The organism is Pseudomonas sp. PAMC25584, from assembly GCF_058135675.1.
Genome location: NZ_CM176870.1, coordinates 1246676 through 1266290 on the forward strand (window position 1 = coordinate 1246676; position 19615 = coordinate 1266290).

The 19615-nt window shown below is 60.3% G+C and carries 12 protein-coding genes; 6 read left to right on the top strand and 6 right to left on the bottom strand.

What is annotated here, in order from left to right; all coding sequences use genetic code 11:
- Positions 1-475: 475 nt before the first annotated feature.
- Positions 476-1894, top strand: a complete 1419-nt coding sequence (locus ACS5Q8_RS05620) for an amino acid permease (protein ID WP_276196677.1) — start codon at positions 476-478, stop codon at positions 1892-1894.
- A gap of 45 nt (positions 1895-1939) precedes the next feature.
- On the opposite strand, the gene ACS5Q8_RS05625 is transcribed toward ACS5Q8_RS05620, so the two are convergent.
- On the bottom strand, positions 1940-8467 hold the full coding sequence (locus tag ACS5Q8_RS05625) for an NEL-type E3 ubiquitin ligase domain-containing protein (RefSeq protein WP_465159909.1): 6528 nt from the start codon (positions 8465-8467) through the stop codon (positions 1940-1942).
- 62 nt (positions 8468-8529) lie between these two features.
- Entirely contained in the window at positions 8530-9678 is a 1149-nt protein-coding gene (locus ACS5Q8_RS05630; protein WP_465159910.1) for an OpgC family protein, read from the bottom strand.
- 223 nt (positions 9679-9901) lie between these two features.
- Here ACS5Q8_RS05630 and ACS5Q8_RS05635 point away from each other — a divergent pair, with 223 nt between their 5' ends.
- Genes ACS5Q8_RS05635 through ACS5Q8_RS05645 form a run of 3 tightly spaced genes read left to right on the top strand, consistent with a single transcriptional unit; the run spans position 9902 to position 12775 of the window.
- Positions 9902-10276, top strand: a complete 375-nt coding sequence (locus ACS5Q8_RS05635; RefSeq protein ID WP_247407576.1) for a GtrA family protein — start codon at positions 9902-9904, stop codon at positions 10274-10276.
- Positions 10273-11247 (top strand): glycosyltransferase family 2 protein, encoded by a 975-nt coding sequence (locus ACS5Q8_RS05640; protein WP_465159911.1) that lies wholly within the window; start codon positions 10273-10275, stop codon positions 11245-11247. The genes ACS5Q8_RS05635 and ACS5Q8_RS05640 overlap by 4 nt, the downstream gene beginning before the upstream one ends.
- Positions 11240-12775: a glucosyltransferase domain-containing protein gene (locus ACS5Q8_RS05645; RefSeq protein ID WP_465159912.1), complete on the top strand. Its 1536-nt coding sequence runs from the start codon at positions 11240-11242 to the stop codon at positions 12773-12775. The genes ACS5Q8_RS05640 and ACS5Q8_RS05645 overlap by 8 nt, the downstream gene beginning before the upstream one ends.
- 30 nt (positions 12776-12805) lie before the next feature.
- Here ACS5Q8_RS05645 and ACS5Q8_RS05650 read toward each other — a convergent pair whose 3' ends face one another.
- Positions 12806-14425, bottom strand: coding sequence for an FMN-binding glutamate synthase family protein (locus ACS5Q8_RS05650; protein WP_463855554.1), 1620 nt, complete (start codon positions 14423-14425; stop codon positions 12806-12808).
- A 305-nt stretch (positions 14426-14730) separates the two neighbouring features.
- On the opposite strand from ACS5Q8_RS05650, the gene ACS5Q8_RS05655 reads away from it, so the two are divergent.
- Both ACS5Q8_RS05655 and ACS5Q8_RS05660 read left to right on the top strand, forming a co-directional pair.
- A complete protein-coding gene (locus ACS5Q8_RS05655) occupies positions 14731-15006 on the top strand; it encodes a type II toxin-antitoxin system RelE/ParE family toxin (protein WP_465160354.1) in 276 nt (91 codons plus the stop codon).
- A gap of 8 nt (positions 15007-15014) precedes the next feature.
- Complete coding sequence (locus ACS5Q8_RS05660) at positions 15015-15320, top strand: HigA family addiction module antitoxin (protein ID WP_426099622.1); 306 nt, start codon at positions 15015-15017, stop codon at positions 15318-15320.
- Between the two features lie 80 nt (positions 15321-15400).
- Here ACS5Q8_RS05660 and ACS5Q8_RS05665 read toward each other — a convergent pair whose 3' ends face one another.
- Genes ACS5Q8_RS05665 through ACS5Q8_RS05675 form a run of 3 tightly spaced genes read right to left on the bottom strand, consistent with a single transcriptional unit; the run spans position 15401 to position 19567 of the window.
- Positions 15401-16789 (bottom strand): ATP-binding protein, encoded by a 1389-nt coding sequence (locus tag ACS5Q8_RS05665; protein ID WP_276196685.1) that lies wholly within the window; start codon positions 16787-16789, stop codon positions 15401-15403.
- Positions 16786-18600 (bottom strand): DAHL domain-containing protein, encoded by a 1815-nt coding sequence (locus ACS5Q8_RS05670; protein WP_247403209.1) that lies wholly within the window; start codon positions 18598-18600, stop codon positions 16786-16788. The genes ACS5Q8_RS05665 and ACS5Q8_RS05670 overlap by 4 nt, the downstream gene beginning before the upstream one ends.
- A gap of 10 nt (positions 18601-18610) precedes the next feature.
- Positions 18611-19567, bottom strand: coding sequence for a cytochrome-c peroxidase (locus tag ACS5Q8_RS05675; protein ID WP_465160355.1), 957 nt, complete (start codon positions 19565-19567; stop codon positions 18611-18613).
- Positions 19568-19615: the final 48 nt, after the last annotated feature.

A 19615-nucleotide genomic window follows, 5' to 3' on the forward strand; every position in this document is an offset into this window, starting at 1 on the left:
TCCTTTCGCTGGGATTGCCGTGCTGGCAATCGAAGCGGCCCATGGTGACGGGGCCTCCCGGGCGCTGGTATGGCGATGCTTCCCGTTCGACCGTGGCCGGCTTCCGCGTTGTCTGCCTGATGGGCTGAAAGTGTTGAGACAGAGCCTTCGGGTGGGTATATGCGGCCTAGGTAGGGGCATGACGCTGCACCAAAGCTGTGCAATACTCGGCGCGCGTCAAAACGAGAAAATCCCTACGCTATCCAGGTAATGCCTCTCCACAAAAAGGCGCTTTTACCGCGACTTCTCGCTGAATCTTGCTGTTTATTGAGTGAAAAACCCTGGGTTGAGCTTTTTATACTGCACCCCCGCTGAACTGGCCCCGGCCAGACGGGTTGGCCCATGAGGCGAGCTCGGTGAGAGGCGTCGTGGCGGACCTGCCGTGACGTCGAGTACTCGGTGGATTAATCCAATAACAAGACGAGGTTGTACCCCTATGCCAGTTGGCAACCACCTGCCTCATGGCGAGACCGCTCAGGGCGGCCCGCTGAAACGTGAACTGGGCGAACGGCATATTCGCCTGATGGCCCTCGGCGCCTGTATCGGTGTCGGCCTGTTCCTTGGCTCGGCCAAGGCCATTGAAATGGCCGGCCCGGCGATCATGCTCTCTTACATCATCGGCGGCCTGGCGATCCTGGTGATCATGCGCGCGCTGGGCGAAATGGCGGTCCACAACCCCGTCGCCGGCTCGTTCAGCCGCTATGCCCAGGATTACCTCGGCCCGTTGGCGGGCTTCCTGACCGGCTGGAACTATTGGTTCCTGTGGCTGGTGACCTGTGTGGCGGAGATCACCGCCGTGGCCGTGTACATGGGCGTCTGGTTCCCCGATGTGCCGCGCTGGATCTGGGCCCTGGCGGCCTTGCTCAGCATGGGCACGATCAACCTGATCGCGGTCAAGGCGTTCGGTGAGTTCGAGTTCTGGTTCGCCCTGATCAAGATCGTCACCATCATCGCCATGGTGATCGGCGGCGTCGGCGTCATCGCGTTCGGCTTCGGCAATGACGGCGTAGCGCTGGGGATTTCCAACCTGTGGGCCCACGGCGGCTTCATGCCCAATGGTGTGCAGGGCGTGTTGATGTCCCTGCAAATGGTGATGTTCGCCTACCTGGGTGTGGAAATGATCGGCCTTACCGCCGGTGAAGCGAAGAACCCGCAGAAGACCATCCCGAATGCCATCGGCTCGGTGTTCTGGCGCATCCTGCTGTTCTACGTCGGCGCCTTGTTCGTGATTCTGTCGATCTACCCATGGAATGAAATCGGCACCCAGGGCAGCCCGTTCGTGATGACCTTCGAGCGCCTGGGCATCAAGACCGCCGCCGGTATCATCAACTTCGTGGTGATTACCGCCGCATTGTCTTCCTGCAACGGCGGCATCTTCAGCACCGGGCGCATGCTCTACAGCCTCGCGCAGAACGGCCAGGCCCCGGCGACCTTCGGCTCCACCTCGCGCAACGGTGTGCCGCGCAATGCGCTGCTGCTGTCGATCGCGGCGTTGCTGCTGGGCGTGCTGCTCAACTACCTGGTGCCGGAGAAAGTCTTCGTGTGGGTCACCTCGATTGCCACCTTCGGCGCGATCTGGACCTGGGTGATGATCCTGCTGGCGCAGCTCAAGTTCCGTAAGAGCCTGAGCCCGGCGGAACAGGCGGGCCTCAAGTACCGCATGTGGCTGTACCCAGTCAGTTCCTACCTGGCCTTGGCCTTCCTGGTGCTGGTGGTGGGCTTGATGGCGTACTTCCCGGACACCCGCATCGCGCTGTATGTAGGCCCGGTGTTTCTGGTGCTGCTGACCGTGCTGTTCTACGTGTTCAAATTGCAACCGACCCAGGTTGCCCAAGGCGTCGCGCGCTCGGCGTAACGCTTGTTCAAGGCGGCCTGTCGCGCACAGGCCGCCTTGATGCCCTCAATCGCGGTGCAACGCGTGCAGGGCCGCGTCCGTCAACTGGCCGATGAGGCGGTTGCGCTCGGCGGTCTGCGTGTCGATCAGCGCTTGCAGCCGGTCGAGGTGTTCATCGGAGTGTTTGTCCGGCAGCTCCTTTTGCAAGCGCCCGACCTTGTTGCGGGTCACTTCCTTGATCGTTAAGAAGGGCGCTGGAAAGCGTCGTTCCAGGTAGTCGAGCCAGAAGTCGCGGGTTCGGTACGCGTTCGCCAGCCCAGGGGAATCCTTCAGCCCACGCAGCATTTGACGAGCCTGTTGGACATCATTGTCGACCACGCCGTACCCCTCCACTGAATACAACATTTGGTCCGCCTGGACCGGCAGGTTGAATTCCTCGCGTAACGTCACGCGATAGAACAGGGTGATTTCGGCGGGGTCCGGCGAACGCCCTTGTGCGGTCAAGCGGAGGGTGTGATCGTCGGCGAACTGATCGAGCTGCTCCAGGTAATACACCTGTTTGGCCAGGCCGAGCAGTTCGCGGTCGATCTGCTGCTTGTTGTACCGAGCGAGGGTCTGATGCACCCGGTGCAGGAGCTCCATGTTGCTGAACAGCAGCATCGCCCCGTCGCCGCAGGTGCCGGCGGCACTGGTGTTGAGGAAGACTTTTTCGCGCAGCTCGGTGGAGTCACCCAGGCCGTTGAGCAACCGCCAGACACGACGCGTCAGTGTTGTACGTGTTGCACCGCCCTGCCGGTAATCCAACGATTTGGCCAGGTCTGCCAACACTCTGAAGGCGTCATCTGGCCGGGCGCCTTCCTGGCTTGATAGCGCGTCCCACAGTTGTTTCGCCGGCGCGTGTTGAGCGCTGTCGAGGGCGCGCAGCCAGGGCGTGACGTGACGTTCTGTCGCGGGCGCGTGAGTGATGCCTGGCACGGCTCGGGCCATGACAATGCCGCTTTCGGTGCGGTATTGCTCCAGGCGCTCCAGGGCTTGCGCGGACAGCGGGTTGTCATGCAGATAGATACGGCGGTTGCGCAGGCGCGCCCTGATGTGAGTAAAGACTTGTTCGGGAATGCTGCTGATCTGGTTTTCTTGCAAATACAGCGTGTTCAGATTGCCGTGCTCTGCGGCGCCTATCGGCCATTCATGGAGATCGGTGCCCCTTAGCCTCACGCTTGTGAGTTGGACCATCCGGGTAAGGTCCGGGGTGATGCCCAGGGGGTTGCCATTCAGATTAAGACTGCGCAGATTGACCATGTTGGCGAGTCGCCCGGCCGACGCTTCGGTTAAGCGAAGCCTGTTGAATTGCAGGTTCAGGTCGGTCAGTTGCGTCATGTCGGTGATGGCGGCGGGCAGTTCGGTCAGCTCGCAGTCGATGTGCAAGGCGCGCACGTTGGGGAAGAGGGCGAGGAACGCGTGGCCTGCGGCGGGGAAGGTGTTCCCGGCGATGCTCAAGTGCTCGATGTGCTCGAACCCGGTGAACCCCGTACCAAAGGCGTCTGTGGGCAGGTCGTTGTCGTCCAGTCGCAACGTCAGTGAGTGGACGTCAAACAAGCCCGCCACATAATGCAACGTCGACTCATCCCGTCGCCACGCCCTGCGCAGTTGGTTAGCGATGTGGCGGCGTTGCCCCAGATGCATGCCTAACGGGTCGGTCTGGGGGGCGTCGATGGGGCGTGGGGTGTCGCTCCAGCGGGTCAGTTCAATGTCCATGAAGCGGAATTCGGCCTGGCGCCGGTCAAGCTCGAGCAGCGCGGCGGGCGCGTCCAGGTTGAGCTGTTGGATGAAGGCGCGGGCGTTGTCATTGTCAAACCTTGGATAAAGCGTCTGGACCCTGTTCATCAGGTCGGGCGTGCGGTTCCCCCCGAACGGCCACAGCCAGCTCCAAACGGGATACACCAGGAACGAGCGATCCAGCCCCATGGCGGGTTGTAGCCAGGGTTGCAAGTGAGGCAGGTCAAGCAGGCTTTTGATTTCGACCCGGCGGGACAGCGCCAGGTTGGCGATCTGCTCTTGCAGGGGTGAGAGGTCGAACTCATCGGTGATCCCCAGCGAGGTGCGTTCGGTAGGGCTCAAGGTCTGGACGATGGCCGCCAGCAATCGGCTGCCAGCGCCGACGGGTGCGGCGAGTGCCGTCCCCTGAGGGGTGTAGGCGTGGTAGATGCGGTGTTGCTTGACCAGCACGTTTCGGCGCGTTCCGGCCTGGTTGCCGGCGGCTTCGATGTGGGGGCCGTTGAAGTAACTGTCGCGTATCTCAACCCGAATGTCAGTGGGCCAGCCGGGCACGGCGTCGAGCAGGTGCAAGATGATCTTGTCACTGTCCGGGTTGATCATGCTGTCCAGATACAAGCCTTCGAAAGCACGATTGAGGCGGACTTCATTGGCGGTGAAGCGGGCCTTTTCGGTGAGGCGCAGACTGACTTGACCATGTTCGTGCAGTTGCTTGAGCTCGCGGGGGGTTGCATGGCTCAAGATGCCTTCGACCGTGCTGTTAGGTAAGTCGGCGTGTTTGGCCTTGAAGCGTTCGTGCACGGCGTTAGGGCTTCTGCGTTCGCTCCTTCTGTACTGTGAATCGAACAGTTTGTCGGTTTCTTGCTCGGCAAACTCGATGACTTTTTTCACCAGTTTGAACAAGCGTTCTTCAGTGGAGGTGGGCAACTCTCCCAGCAAGGCGCTGATCAGTGCGTCGTTGCGTGTGAGTTCGTTCAGCAGCCGGGCCTCCTTGTAGTGCAGTTCGCTCACGCGGATCGTTTCAACATTCGGTCCCTCGGTGGCGGGGTGTTGATAGCGCACTTCATTGTGCGGGCCGATGATTTGCAGCCTGTGGCTGTTCGGCCACTCCGGCAACCCGGAGATCACCAGCAATTGCAGGTCTGGATCGGCATTCTGGGTATTGGGGTCTACCCGCAGCGCTTCGATGAAGCGTCGGATCTGTTGTTCGATCTTGAAGCGTTTGCAGGTGTCGGCCAGCAACGGCGGTGCCGGATGGCCGGCGCGGTGTACCTGGCGCAGCACGTGGTCGGGGGTATCGGTCAGGGCGAGGATTTGCTGGGCCTGTTCGCGGGTAAATGCGTAGTCCTTATGGCCCAGGCGGTGGAACAGTTGGTGTGTGTCCCAGGTCATCGGGTCCTCGCTGGCCAGTCGCCAGGCACCCTGGCCGTTGTGTTCCAGGAGCGGGGTGTCGACGCCGATCTTTTTCGGGTGTTTGAGCCGCCACTTGAACATCTTTTTATCGTAGGCGACCCGGTACAGGCTGCCGGACAGTGGCAGGTACTCGTTGCCCTCAATCGTGTAGATACCGTCGGCCCTGGGGGTGAGGTGCGGTGACAGCATCAGGTTGTGTTCGTAGGGCGACAGCGAGCCATTGACCAGGCTGACGAAACCTTCGGGGCTGCGCCGGGCGCTCATGTTATCGCCCAGGGTTTTGCGCAGGCCCTTGGCGTCGGTCGCGCTGCGCATGCCCAACTGTTGATGTTCGTGGGGGTGGAGCACCGAGGCGATGGCCAGATAGAAGCTGTCATGAGCCGGCGACACGGGGATTTCGCCGTCGTTGCGGATGTCGTAGGCCTGGTAGCGGCCACCGGGGTGCAAACGCAGGTTCACGGTGAGGTCGTCCGGACCACTGGGCACGAAGGTTTCGCCGCGGGCGACATCCGTGACCACGAAGGGCCGCTTAAGGGTGTCGCGTATCAGCGCGCCGGCAAACTCCCTGGCCCAGAGATCGGTGTCGGCGTTGAAGTCGCGGGGGTTGTACAGGCTGTCGATCACCGCGTCGATGCGCAGCGCGGTGCGGTGGTGATCGAGCATTTCAACAAACGCCACCGGCAGGGTGCCTCCCGTCAGGAACGCCGCTTGCTGACGTTGCGTCAGCGGGTGTTCGGCAAGCAACCGCTCCAGGTTGGCGGCGGTCAGGGGCGGGTTCAGGTCGCGCAGTTTTTTCAGCAAGGGCGTGACGGTGATCAGTGCGGGTGACACCTTGACCGGCAGAAACCGCCTGGCCGCCGGTGCGGCGGCGAGTTCGCCTTTTTCATAGCCCCAGTAATCGAACAATGCTGAAAACAGCGCGTGTCGCTCGATGCTTGCCAATGCGCTCACCTGTTGGCGCACGCTGCTGATGCGCGCGTCCTCGGAGGCGTTGGGCTGGTGCTCTTTACCCAGGGTCGAGTCGCGCGGTTGTTGGCGAATGATCAGTTCAAGCAGGTGCTCGTCACCTTCGGGGCCGCTGCCTGGGTCGTTGAGGTTTAGGTAGCTGCCGTCCTCGCGACGCTTGAGGTTGATCGCATGGGGCCGCGGTGGTGGTTGCTCGGTTTTACCGTAGGTCTCGATCCGCGTGCCGTCTGGATTGTGGATATGCAACAGGGTGTCGGTCGGCCAGCCACTCAGTTGGGTCAGCAGGCAGAAGACCGTGCTGTCGGTATGCGCCGGCAGTTGGCCAGGCTGGGGGAACCGCTCGATGATTTGCTGGATGACTTGGTCGACCTGCAGGCGCCTGGCCCCTTCGATCAGGTTCAACGGTGCAGGCTGGGCGCGCCACACGCGGTCCAGCGTGTCGCGGGTGGTGGCGGTGCTGAGCAGCATGTGTTCAAGGGCGGCCGGCGCGATCGTCGAGGCACCGTTGGGCAGCATGCGTTGCAGCAGCGCGTGGTTGGACAGGAGATGGGCGTTGTGCAAATCGAAGGTCCAGGCCTGGAGCGCCGGGTCGAAGGTAATCGCCGGGGTGTAGCCGTCCTTGCCGTGCGTGAGTACGTAGCGTTTGTTCACGTCGTCGAATTTGACTTCGACCAGCACGTCCTTCTCGCCCTGGCGCAGTTTGGCGTAGAGCTGCTCCTGGTCTGTGTAAATGCCCACGGCGTTGGGCGTGACGCCGTTGACCAGGCGTTGGTTGGCGTGGGCATAGGGTTGGGCGTCGGCTTTCCAGAGCCCATGGCTGCCATCGGCGCGCGTGATCTTGTGCGGGTTGCCGAGTTTTTCCAGGTACGCATGCATGCGCCGGCGATGGGCTCTTCCGGCGGTTGAGATCAATTTGCCGCTGACCGCGAGGTCTGTGACATCGGCCAGGGCCGAGGCAAACCCGCTGGCCTCGCCCTTGACCAGCTCATTCACGCCCTGGGCGGCGCTGTAGGTCAGGCTGCCCATGACCGTCAGTTGCATGACCCGGTTCATGCCGGTGACGCCGCCGGGCAGCGGGGTGAGCAGCAGTTGCAGTACCTCGCCGGCAATCGCCGCCGCCGCGTCCTTGAGGGCTTGCCAGTCTTTTTCCGAACGGGTTTGCGCCAGGGTGTCCAGGTCGGCCTGGAAACGTTGGATCTGCCGATAGGCACAGGCCTGCACCAGGGTGGTTTCGCGAGCGGATTTGATGTCGGTGCGAAAGCGGATGTTGTTCAGGGTTGTTGGCGGAAAGGCCAGGTGAAAACCTTCGTACACCTGCCTGCCCAGCCAACTGGCGCCTTGGGGCGGTTGCTCTTTGTTGATGAGTGATTTGAACAGCGACAGCCCGATCAAGGGCAATTGCCGGGAGAACCAGCCCAAGTCGTTCTTGGCGTGGCTGTCCAGCAGTTGTGTGCGAAACGCGCGTTGCGCGGCCTGGGCGTCGTTGTGGTATTGCAACGCCCCGCCGGGACGAAAGGGGAAGTAGGACAACACGCCAAGGCTGGCCACGCGGATCAGCAGCAAGGGCACCGGGATGCCGCTATCCCAGGCAACGAAGGGCACCGAGATCAGCGGGGTGATGCCGGAGCTCAGGTTCAGGGTGTCGAACAGCAACTGCGGGCCGGTGCCGTCGATGGCGGCGTTCAACCGCGTGTAGAGGTCCAGGGTGACGCCGGTGGTGGCGCGGTTGCGGTAGGCTTCGATCGCGTCGAAGCTCAGGCTGGCCTTGGCCGACGCGTCGAATAACGGGCGCAACGGTCCGCCCGGCGCCATCGCGGTGCGGGCCTTGTTGCGCAACTGTGCGCCCAGGTCCAATGCGCGGGCGGCTTCGATGAAGGTGACTGCGCTCAGGCTGCGGTCGTTGTTCGGCCCCACGATATAGCTGGCTTCCACCAGGCTGAAACCCGAGTCGCCGGGGATGGCGTGGGTGAAGCCGTAGTTGAGGCACGCCGCCTCCCACAGCGACATGTGCTTGAGGTGGTGAATGTAGTGAAAGTCGTACTCGGCTCGTCGCGCACGACTGGCGCCCTTGGGAATAGGCACATAGCCGATCGGGGCATGCGGGTCCGGCGGGTCCCAGGGAAAGCCCCGCTCGCGTTTTTCCTTGAACCGGGTGAAAAGGGTGTACTGCTCGGGATCGCGCCCGCCGATTTTTTCCCGCAGTTGCGCAAGGCCTTGGGTCTTGAAGTCGCCGGTCAGCGCTTGCTGGGCGGCTTCCAGAGCCGCCAGGGCTTTCAGTGCCTCGCGTTGCAAGCTGACGTAGCGGGCGGTTTGCGCTGGGTTCAAGCTGCTCATGGCTTGAATGACGTTGTGCTGGATCTGCTCAAGGGCTTGTTGGCGTGACCAGGAACTGCTGGACTGCAGGTTCCCTGACAAACCGTTGAGCAGTTGATAAGTGGACATGTGCCATGACCTTTCACGATAAGTGGAAGGGCATGGAAGCATCGCCGCGAAAACTGCCGGGGCTAACTATTTAATGACGACGTGGGCACTGAGCGACGGTCTTGCAAGGAACTGTCCAGACGCTTGTTGAATTCCAGCCAGGTCGCCAGAAAGCCCATCAACGCCACGCCTGCCAACGCGCTGAACAACTGCATGGCCAACGCATCCCCGGCCAGGGCATTGAGCATGTCCGCCAGCGGCGCCAGCAGTACGCCGAGGCAGAACACCTCCAGGGAATAGCGGCCCATGCGGCAACTTTGTTGCGCCAGCCAATGGCGGGTCCAGCCGGCATGGGGCAAGAGTTTGGCGGTGACATAGGCCAACGCGAGGAAGTGCACCAGGCGCACCGGCGACAGGTCGGTTTTGCTGATGGGGTACAGCAGGTCGCTGAGCCACGCGGGCATCAGCGCGTCATGCACCTCGGGCCAGCGCCAGGCGAGCGTGATGATCGCCGCCAGCAGCGAGTAGGCCGCAGCCGCGACAAACAGCGGCTGACGCAGCAGTGCGCGGGTTTCTGCCGGGCGCGGGCGGCGGGCATGAATCGCCGCCGCGCCGCCGAGCACAAACAGCAACTGCCAGGTGACGGGGTTGAAGTACCACACGCCATCGGCGATCGCCCGCAGGTTCCAGCCCATCCACGGCGCCAGTAGGTACACGCCCAGCGACACGCCCACCACCGCCCAGGTCTGGCGCAGCAGCAACGGCAACACCAGCGGCAAACCGCCGAGCAACACGATGTACAGCGGCAGCGGGTCCATCAGGTTGGGCTTGAAGCGCAGCAGCAATTCATCGGTGAGCGCCTGCTGCGGCTGGGTGACGAAATGCGTCAGGCCCATCTCTTCGACCAGATCGCGGGTTTCCACATGGCTGTTGGCGAAGAACACGATGCCCATCAGCATCGCCAGCAAAAAGATATGCACCACGTACAGCACCCAGGCGCGCCGCAGGATTTTCAGCGCGGCAACCCAGTAGCCGTCGCGTTGCAGGATCTTGCCGTAGGCCAGCACGGCGGCGTAACCGGCGAGGAACACAAAGACCTCCGCCGCATCGCTGAAACCGACGTTGCGCAGGGTGATCTGGCCGAGGGGATTGTGGGGGACGTGATCCCAGAAAATGAAGATCAACGCCAGGCCCCGAAAAAAATCGATGCGTGGGTCGCGTCCGTTCAGCATGGCAGCGGGCTCTTGTACGAAGGGTTTAGTAATGACAGACGAGCGCGGCAGATGTCTTGCGCCGCACGTCGGGCGGGCGCAGGTTGGCGGTATTTATAAGCAATTGCAAAGGCTGGGTATTACTGAATGTCTCAATGGCGCGGCGGCGCTACCTGTTAATTCTGACAGTAGACGGAGCTCGGGCGCCGTGGCTTGCTGGAGCCAGTCGCAACGGGGCAACGGTATGACCAGACTGTGGAAGGGGTTCTCCAGCTACACGGTGATCGGCATCGCCAACACGGTGATCCATTGGCAGCTGTTTTTTGTGTTCCGTGCCGCGCTGGACCTCAGCCAGGCCGTGAGTAATGTCCTCGCGTTTTGCGTGGCGGCGTCCTTTTCGTTTTATGTCAACGCGATCTACACCTTTTCCACGCCCCCCTCGCTGCCGCGTTACGCGCTGTTCATGGCGTGCATGGGCAGTGTGAGCCTGGGCGTGGGGTGGCTGGCGGATCGTTGGCAGGCGCCGGGGATCATCACCGTGATGGTGTTTTCGCTGATTAGCCTGGTGTGCGGGTTTTTGCTGTCCCGGTGCGTGGTGTTTCGCGAGCGTGGGCAATGAGGGTCTCGCTGGTGGTGCCTGTGTATAACGAGGAGCAGGCGGTCGGCGTGTTTTACCGCAGAGTGCGGCAAGAGGCCTCATTGCACGAGCACACGGTCGAGATTGTGTTTATCAACGATGGCAGTTCCGACTGCACCGCCGAGTATGCCCAGGCGCTCGCCTTGGCCGATAGCCATGTGGTGCTGATCAACTTCTCGCGTAACTTCGGCAAAGAAGCGGCGCTGTTCGCCGGGCTTGAATATGCCACGGGAGATGCGGTGATCCCGATGGATGTCGACCTGCAAGACCCGGTCGAGGTCATCCCGCAACTGCTGGCCGAATGGCAAAAAGGCGCCGACGTGGTGCTGGCCAAACGCCGGGATCGCACCAGTGACGGCTACTTCAAACGCCGCAGTGCGTCGCTGTTCTATCACCTGCTCAATCGAATTTCCTACACCCACATCGAAGAAAACGTCGGCGACTTCCGGCTGATGGACCGCAAGGTAGTGGACGTGATCAAGGCCTTGCCCGAGCAGCAATTGTTCATGAAAGGCGTGTTGTCCTGGGCCGGTTTTAACGTAGCCATCGTCGAGTACGACCGCGCACCCCGTGCTGTCGGCCAGAGCAAGTTCAACGCCTGGAAACTGTGGAACCTGGCACTGGATGGCATCACCTCGTTCAGCACCTTGCCGCTGCGGTTGTGGAGCTATGTCGGCGGCGGTATTTCGCTGTTGGCGCTGGTGTATGCCGGGTATCTGGTGGTGGACAAGGTGTTGTTTGGCAATGCGGTGCCGGGGTATCCATCGTTGATGACGGCGATCTTGTTTTTGGGTGGGGTGCAACTGATCGGGATCGGGATATTGGGCGAGTATGTGGGGCGGATTTATATGGAGGCCAAGCATCGGCCGAGGTATGTGATCCGGAATATCGTTCTAAAAAAAGACAGGCATGCGTGGGGTTTGAATGAACGCAGTGAGGTAGACGATGACTGATTTCTGGCTGAGGCCGCTCTCAAGATGCCACCGGTTGATATTGTTTGGCGTAGCTGTCTTTTTGTTCGCCTGGCCACTGATCCTCGCTGACCACCTCTACCTTGATGACAACTTGCGAGCACTATCTGGCGGGATGACCTGGCAAGAGAGTGGTGTAACCTGGCAAGAGAGTGGTATGACCTGGCAAGAGAGTGGTCGGCTGTGGGTCGAGCTTTTCTATCAAGGGCTTTCTTTTAGCAGCGGCACGCCGGATGTTTTTCCATTGCCGTTAGTGTTGGCGATGGTGTTGTTTGTTTGTGCGCTTGACACGTTGGTTATGCACTTATTCCAACGATCTACAGCCGCAACTTGCCTGGTGGTATTACCACTGTGGTACAGCCCTTTTTTCCTGCAAAACCTTTCCTATCACTATGATGGCCCGACAACGGCTTTTGGGGTGGCGGCTGCTATTTATGCAATTACGTTTCGTCATCGCTCAATGATTTTGCGACAGGCCGTGGCGGGGCTGTTAATGGCGTTGGGGTTGGGTTTTTATCAAATGGTCATCAACGTATACATCGGATTGTGTTGTGTTGAATTGATTCGGGAAGTGGACAGGAACCTATCGTTACGTCGCAGTTTGCTGTTATTGCTCGATCAATGTTTGAAGTTGACCTTGGGGGTTCTGATTTATGTGCTGACGGCCTATCAGTTCACGGTTGCGGAACGAAAGGCTTTGCGCGTCCTTGACGGCGACTGGTTACGGCTTTTGAGCAATGACCTGCTGACGTGCGTGCAGCACATTGCATTGTTGGTTCACGACGGAAACCGTTGGTTAATAGCTCTGGTGCTCGCGCTCGCGGCGTGCGGCTTTTGCTTGAGCCTTTATCGCATTTTCAAAAGCGATAACACGTTTTTCCAAAGGCTTATGTTGAGCCTGATCTGCCTTATTGCCCTTGCAGTGGCGTTTCTTGCGATACCGGGCTTGGCACTGGTTTTCAGGTTTTTTGACAGCAATGCCAGGTTGATGATGGGGATGTCGACATTTCTGGTACTGGTGTTTTATTTGTCCCGAAACGTGCTGGTGCTGGGCGGGGAGAAATGGGGACTGCTATTGCTGCTGCCGTTACTGGCAATGCTGGCTTTTTCTTATGCCTATGGGCGTGTATTAACGTTACAGAAGGAACTGGAAAACAGTGTCGTTCACTACCTGTCTTATGAGTTGATAACCAACGAGCGACTATCGGGTATCGAGCACGTTCAGATGGTCAATAACTTCAGCAACGATTGGTATGGTGGCGCTGAGGGCGCAATGAAGATAATGCCTGCTTTGAGGTATGTGCTTAACGTTCATGTCCTGCTCCAGCCAGAGTTACTGAGCCGTTCGGGAGTAATAGTACCGTTCCCACCTACTCAGAGCTTTGATTGGTGGGGCCGACAGCAGCAGGGAGAACGTCTGATCGAGAACCGCTTTTACAGTGTGTATCTTCAGGACAAGACTGCAGTTGTCGTGATGAAAGATATATCTGCCGACGGGAGGGTTCGTTAAGGGGCGCCTGAGCTCCAGGCGCCGTTTGGACTACGCAGCCACCACCTCATGCGGCTCAAAACTATCCGCCCGCGCCATCTGCCACATGCGCGAATAAAACTCGCCGTTTACTCCCCCGGTCAGCAATTCCCCGGGCTTGAGGAACACATGCAGCTGCGAGAACAGCTTGATCTCGGTGGCTGACATACGTCGCACCAAGTGCTTGGCCGACAGTTGCGACGGGTGCTCCAGGCCCGCTGCCGCGAGCATCTCGGCCAGGGCCTTGAGGGTGTTGCGGTGGAAGTTGAACACGCGCTGGGCCTTGTCCGGCACGACCAGGGCGCGTTGGCGCAGGGGGTCCTGGGTGGCGACGCCGGTCGGGCATTTGTTGGTGTGGCAGCTTTGCGACTGGATGCAGCCGATGGCGAACATGAAGCCGCGCGCCGAGTTGGCCCAGTCGGCGCCGATGGCCAGGACGCTGGCGATGTCGAAGGCGCTGACGATCTTGCCGCTGGCGCCGAGTTTGATCTTGTCGCGCAGGTTCAAGCCCACCAGGGTGTTGTGGACGAACAGCAGGCCGTCGCGCAGCGGCACGCCGATGTGGTCGGTGAACTCCACGGGCGCGGCGCCGGTGCCGCCTTCCTTGCCGTCGACCACGATAAAGTCGGGGAGGATGCCGGTTTCGAGCATGGCCTTGGCGATGCCCATGAATTCCCATGGATGGCCCAGGCAGAACTTGAAGCCCACCGGTTTACCGCCGGACAGCTCGCGCAATTGGGCGATGAAGTGCATCAGCTCGATCGGCGTGGAAAACGCACTGTGGCGCGATGGCGAGACGCAATCTTCGCCCATCAGAATGCCGCGTGTATCGGCGATTTCCTGGGTGACCTTGTGCTTGGGCAGGATGCCGCCATGGCCAGGCTTGGCGCCTTGGCTCATTTTGATTTCGATCATGCGCACTTGCGGGTTCTGCGCCTGCTCGGCGAAGCGCTCCGGGTCGAAACGGCCATCGCGGGTGCGGCAGCCGAAGTAGCCGCTGCCCAGCTCCCAGGTCAGGTCACCGCCGTTTTCGCGGTGGTAAGGGCTGATGCTGCCTTCGCCGGTATCATGGGCGAAGTTGCCCAGCTTGGCGCCCTGGTTGAGCGCGCGGATCGCGTTGGCGCTCAGAGAGCCGAAGCTCATGGCCGAGATATTGAAGACCGAGGCCGAGTACGGCCGCTTGCATTGCGGGCCGCCGACCATCACGCGAAACGAGTTCGGGTCAGTCAGCGGAGCGGGGCGCATGGAGTGGCTGATGAATTCGAAGCCCGACTGGTACACGTCGATCAAAGTGCCGAAGGGTTTGTCGGCGGTTTCGTTCTTGGCGCGCGAGTAGACCAATGAGCGTTGCGCACGGGAGAAGGGCAGGGCGTCGCTGTCGGACTCGAGCAGGTACTGGCGGATCTCCGGGCGAATGCCTTCGACCAGGTAACGGATATTGCCCAGGATCGGGTAGTTGCGGCGTATCGCGTGGGGGCTTTGCAGCAAGTCGAAGAGGCCGAGCAGGCTGAGGAGGCCGGTGACCAGGGTAATGGGCCATAACCATTCATGTTCGATGAAAGGCAGGCTGGCGAGGGTGAAAATGACGCACACGGCAAACACCGCGTAACGGCTTAGCAAGGACAGGCTCATACGGTTACCTTGGGGTCGGACTCTTCTGGTCGGTGCGGCATTCTGCGCCAGTAAGGAAACCCTGAACAACCTGTAGGTGCATTCGCTTGGGTCGCATAGACACGGCGGACTGGCCCGATATAGACAGTTGGCGTGAGGCGTTCAGGCCTTACCTCTAAGGCCGTTCCAGTGTCTGGAGCGGCTTTTTTGACTGCGGCACTGACCGCTCGTCGCCATCCCTCAGGGCCTATTCAACTGTCGGTTGAATACATCGACAGCCCATGTAGAGCTGGTCCTTAATGAATAACGTTAAGCATTAAGCGAGGATAAGAAGCTTTAAATGCGCCGAAACCCAAAACCTGTTTGAAACCGGTCGAATCCTACGCTGGTCCGCTGTCGTTTCCGTGGTGGAACGAAAGCTGAGCATGCTGGATGCAGCGGTTGACCTCGCTGACTTGCGTTCACCGCCCGGGAATCGGCTGGAACCGTTATACGGTGACAGGGAGGGACAACACAGTATCCGAATCAATGGTCAATTCCGGGTCTGTTTCATTTGGGGGCCTCACGGCCCTGAAAATGTTGAAATTGTGGATTACCACTGAGGTGAATCATGTTTAAGAATGGTATGCGGCCTGTACACCCTGGGGAAATACTCAAGGAAGAGTACCTGGAACCGCTGGGCCTGACCGCAGCCGCTCTCGCAAGGGCGCTGCATGTTTGCGCCCCTACGGTGAATGACATTGTGTTGATGCGTCGGAGCATCAGTGCGGACGTTGCATTACGCCTGGCAGTCGCGTTGGAAACATCTGCACAGTTCTGGCTGAACCTGCAGACCGCCTATGATCTGCGCACGGCGGAAATTGCCAAAGGCGCCCAGATTTACAAAGAAGTCGAGAGAGTTGCGCATTGCGCATGAGGTCGTATCGGGTCCTATTCGAACTCGATGGAAAGTTCGGGAGTTGATCCGACCGTTGCGTGATGCTTTTTCGAACGGGCCTACACCGCTGTTTGGCGAATGGGCAGCACCACCCGAAACGTGGTGCCTTTGCCCAACTCGCTGCTGACGGAGATTTCACCATGGTGTTTCTTGACGATGCCGTAGGAGAGTGACAGCCCCAACCCCGTGCCTTCGCCCACTGGCTTGGTGGTGAAGAACGGGTCGAAGATATTCTGCAGGGCGTCCGGGGCAATTCCGCAGCCGTTGTCCGCGACTTCCAGCCAGATGCTCTCGCCTTCCACGCCGTTGCTGATGGTAATGGTGCCGCGCTCCGGCCCGATGGCTTGCGCTGCGTTGATCACCAAATTCATCACCACCTGGTTGAGCTGCGAGGCCAGGCATTCGATTTCCGGCAAGGGCGCATAGTGCTTGATCACGTCGGCTTTGTACTTGAGCTCGCTGGCGACGATGTTCAGGGTCGAATCGATGCCTTGTTGCAGGTTGGCCCACTGCCAGGTCTGGTCGGTGTCCACCCGCGAAAAGTCTTTCAAGTCCTTGACGATTTGCGCCACACGGCCGATGCCTTCCTTGGATTCGCGAATCAGCGTCGGAATATCTTCCCTGAGAAAGTCCAGGTCCAGGCGATGGCGCAGGGCTTGGAACTGATCATCGCCGATCGCGGTTTCAGCCTGGCGGTAGGCATCGAGCATCTGCTGCAACTGCGTGAAATAGCCCTCGAGGGTGCCGAGGTTGGAGGAAATGAACCCCACCGGGTTGTTGATCTCGTGCGCCACGCCCGCAGCCAGTTGCCCCAGGGACGCCAGTTTTTCCGATTGCACCAGTTGGCTTTCCAACTGCTTGCGCTCGTCGATCTCCAGTTGCAGGGCCTGGCTGGCGTGGGTCAGCGCTTGGGTACGTTGTTCCACCAACAGTTCCAGCTGGCTGGTTTGCAAGGACGCGCGCCGGGCCATGTCCCATTTGGCAGTCAGGGTGTTGGCCATTTGCTGGACTTCGATGTTGTCAAACGGCTTTTTCAGGATCAGCAGCCGGTCATGGGCGTGCAGGCGAAACAGCAGCTCTTCCCAGGAATAATCCGAGTACGCGGTACACACCACCACCTGCAGGTTCGGGTCGACCTTCCACAGTTCTTCGATGGTTTGCGCGCCGTCCCAACCCTGGGGCATGCGCATGTCGACAAAGGCCAGGGCGTAGGGCCGTTGCGCGGCCATGGCGGCCTCGAGCAGTTGTAAACCTTCCTGGCCACCGTAGGCAGAGTCCAGCTCGAACAGCGGGCCTTGCGGTTTGTCGCTGGCGCCGAACAGCGTGGCTTCCATAGCGTCCAGGGCCTGGTTCTGTTCCAGGGGCGGCTTGAGGATCTTGCGGAAATCTTCGTGAATCGAGGGCGTGTCATCGATCAGCAGAATCCGCCGGTTCGGTGGTTGGTTCATGCGGGGCCTGCTGCATCGTTGAGGGGGATTTGCAAAGTGAACAGCGCACCCTTGCCCGGGCCGTCGCTATGGGCGGTCAGCCTTCCATTCATTTCAATGGCTGCCAGGGCACAGCTGTGCAGGCCGAAGCCATGGCCTTCCTTGCGCGTGGTGAAGCCGTGGGTGAAGATCCGCGTCATGTTTTCGGCGGGGATGCCTTCACCTTCGTCTTTGACGCTGATTTGCAGGATGCTGTCCTCCACGGTCGTGATCGACAACGTAATCTGCCGAGGCCTGTCGCTCAGGTTGGACATGGCGTACTTGGCGTTGCTGATCAGGTTGACCATGATCAGCAGCAGCCGGTGTTTGTCGGCCATGATCTCAGGCACCTGGGCATATTCCTTGACCACCGTCACATGATGGCGATTCAGTGCGCCGGAATTCATGCGCAGCGCGTCGTCCATCAGGGCACTGACCTGCAAGGGCTCCAGCACGCTGGAAACCCCGGCGTAGGATTGCTGGGTGGAGACGATGTCCTTGATGTGGTCGACGCTTTTGCTCAATTGCGCCAACTCATCGCTCATGCCCTGTTGCTCGACGGCGATGGCTTCCACCAATTGGTTGAGGTAGCCGGGCAGCAGTTTGCCTTTTTCGTCTTCGCGCAGGTAAGTGCCCAGGTCATCAGGGTGTTCGTTGATCAACTGCATGGCCTTGCCCAGCCCCGATGCTTTGCTGGTGCGCAGCTTGCGCGCGACCAGTTCGGCGGAGATGTTCACGCTGTTGAGCACGTTGCCCACGTTGTGCAACACGTTGGTCGCGATCTCCGCCATGCCGGCCTGGCGTGCGCTGTCGAGCAGTTCGCTTTGCGCATCCTTGAGCTGGCGGGTGCGTTTTTCCACGCGCTGTTCCAGGCTCGCGTTGGCGGTGTGCAGGGCGCGATTGACCCGGTTGATCTCGGCGAAACTGCGCAGCAGCCGAATGGCCAGGTACAGCAGCAACGCCACCAGCAGGGTGGAGAACACCAGTAAGTAGTTGTGATACTTCTGCTCGATCAGGTCGGAGGCCTGCTGATCCTGATTGAGGTGGGTGGTCAGCTCGTCCAGGCGCTCGGCCACCGGAACTGCGGCGATCTGTTCCAGCAGGGTGTTGACCAGCGGCTGTTCGCGCAGGATCAGCGCAATGTGGTTGCTGAGAATGTCCACCGGCAGATGGAAGTCAGCCGGCAAGCGTTCTTTGTTCACGGCCAGCAGGTTCAGGCCCAGCAGGATCTCGGCCGCGCGGTCGTCACTGGCGACCTGGGCGAATTCCATGCTGCTGAGCAACAGGTCATAGGTGTCGGTGGCCACGTTTTGCAGGGGCAGCCGGCCCTCGTCGTCGAGCCGGGAGAACGCAGCCTGGATATCGTCTTCGGCGGTCGGCAGGAACGCCAGGGAGTTGCGCAGCACCGCGTTATGGGATTTGAACTGGTCGATCCGCCGCGCTTTGTCCTGGATCGCCGCCTCGCCGGCGTCCAGGCTGGCTTGCCAGCCGGGCAGGTCTTTAGGCGCGTGGTATGACTCGTGGTGGCGCAGTTCCTCCCAGAGTCGGGTGATCTGCGTCAGTGGCGTCACCAGGGGATCGTAGTTGTGGGTCAGGGCGATTCTGGCCTTGAGCACTTCACTGTCCCACTGCGCATTGAGCTGCTGCATCTGGCGGATCAGGTCACGGGACTCGGTATAGCGGCTGGTCTGGTCGGAGGTTGACTTGATGTACAGGAACACCAGTACCGATGCCAGCAGCACGGTCGCGGTGGCCAGCAGCAATTGGACGACGTTGTGGCGGGAGAGTCTCATGACCGTCTGCTCATAGAGGTTTGCCCGCCCATTGGCCGGTCAGGGTCTTGAGAAATTTGATGATCTGGTCCTTGTCTTCTGCTGAGGGAATGCGCCCCAACTGGAAGGTGAACATCACGTCCACGGCTTCTTCCAGGGTTTGGGCTGAGGCATTGTGAAAATACGGCGCGGTGACGGCGACGTTACGCAAGCTGGGCACCTTGAACACGTTACGATCTTCGTCGTCGTGGGTAACGAGGTAGCGGCCCAGGTCGGTCTCGGCGGGAGGGCGGTCCTTGAAATAATCCCCCATGACGCCGAATTTCTGGAACATGTTGCCGCCGATATTCATGCCTTGATGGCAGGCGATGCAGCCATATTCCTTGAAACGTTGGTAGCCGTATTTTTCTTCTCGGGTGAGGATCTCGGTATTGCCTTGCAGGTATTGGTCGAAGCGTGAGTTGGGCGTGAGCAATGTGCGCTCATAAGTCGCCAGGGCATTTTGCACATTGGCCGCCGTTACGCCGTCGGGGTACACCTGGGTGAACTGGGCCTTGTAATGCGGCATGGCCGCGAGGTTGTCGACCACGGTCTTCCAGTCGCTGCCCATTTCCCGCGGGCTGATGACCACCTGTTCGACCTGAGCCTCGAGGGTGTCGACCCGGCCATCCCAGAACTGCTTGAAGTTCAGGCTGGCGTTGAACACCGTGGGCGTGTTGATCTTGGCCGGTTGGCCATCAACGCCCAGGGAAAACGGCTTGTCGTCGGCCCCGCCCGTCTCCAGTCGATGGCAACTGGCACAGGACAGGCTGCCATTGACCGACAGGCGTTTCTCGTTGAATAACTGGCGCCCCAGCTCAACCGTTGCCGCATCCAGCAGCGGCACCGGCGGCAGCGGTTTGAGCGGTTCATCCAGCGGCGCGGCCAACACGGGCAGGGCGCCGCCATACCCCAGGACGACGGCAAAGCCGAGTGCCCGAGGGGACAGGCGAGGAGAGCGAGAGGGGAGACGGCTCAAGCGTTCGTTCCTTGATAG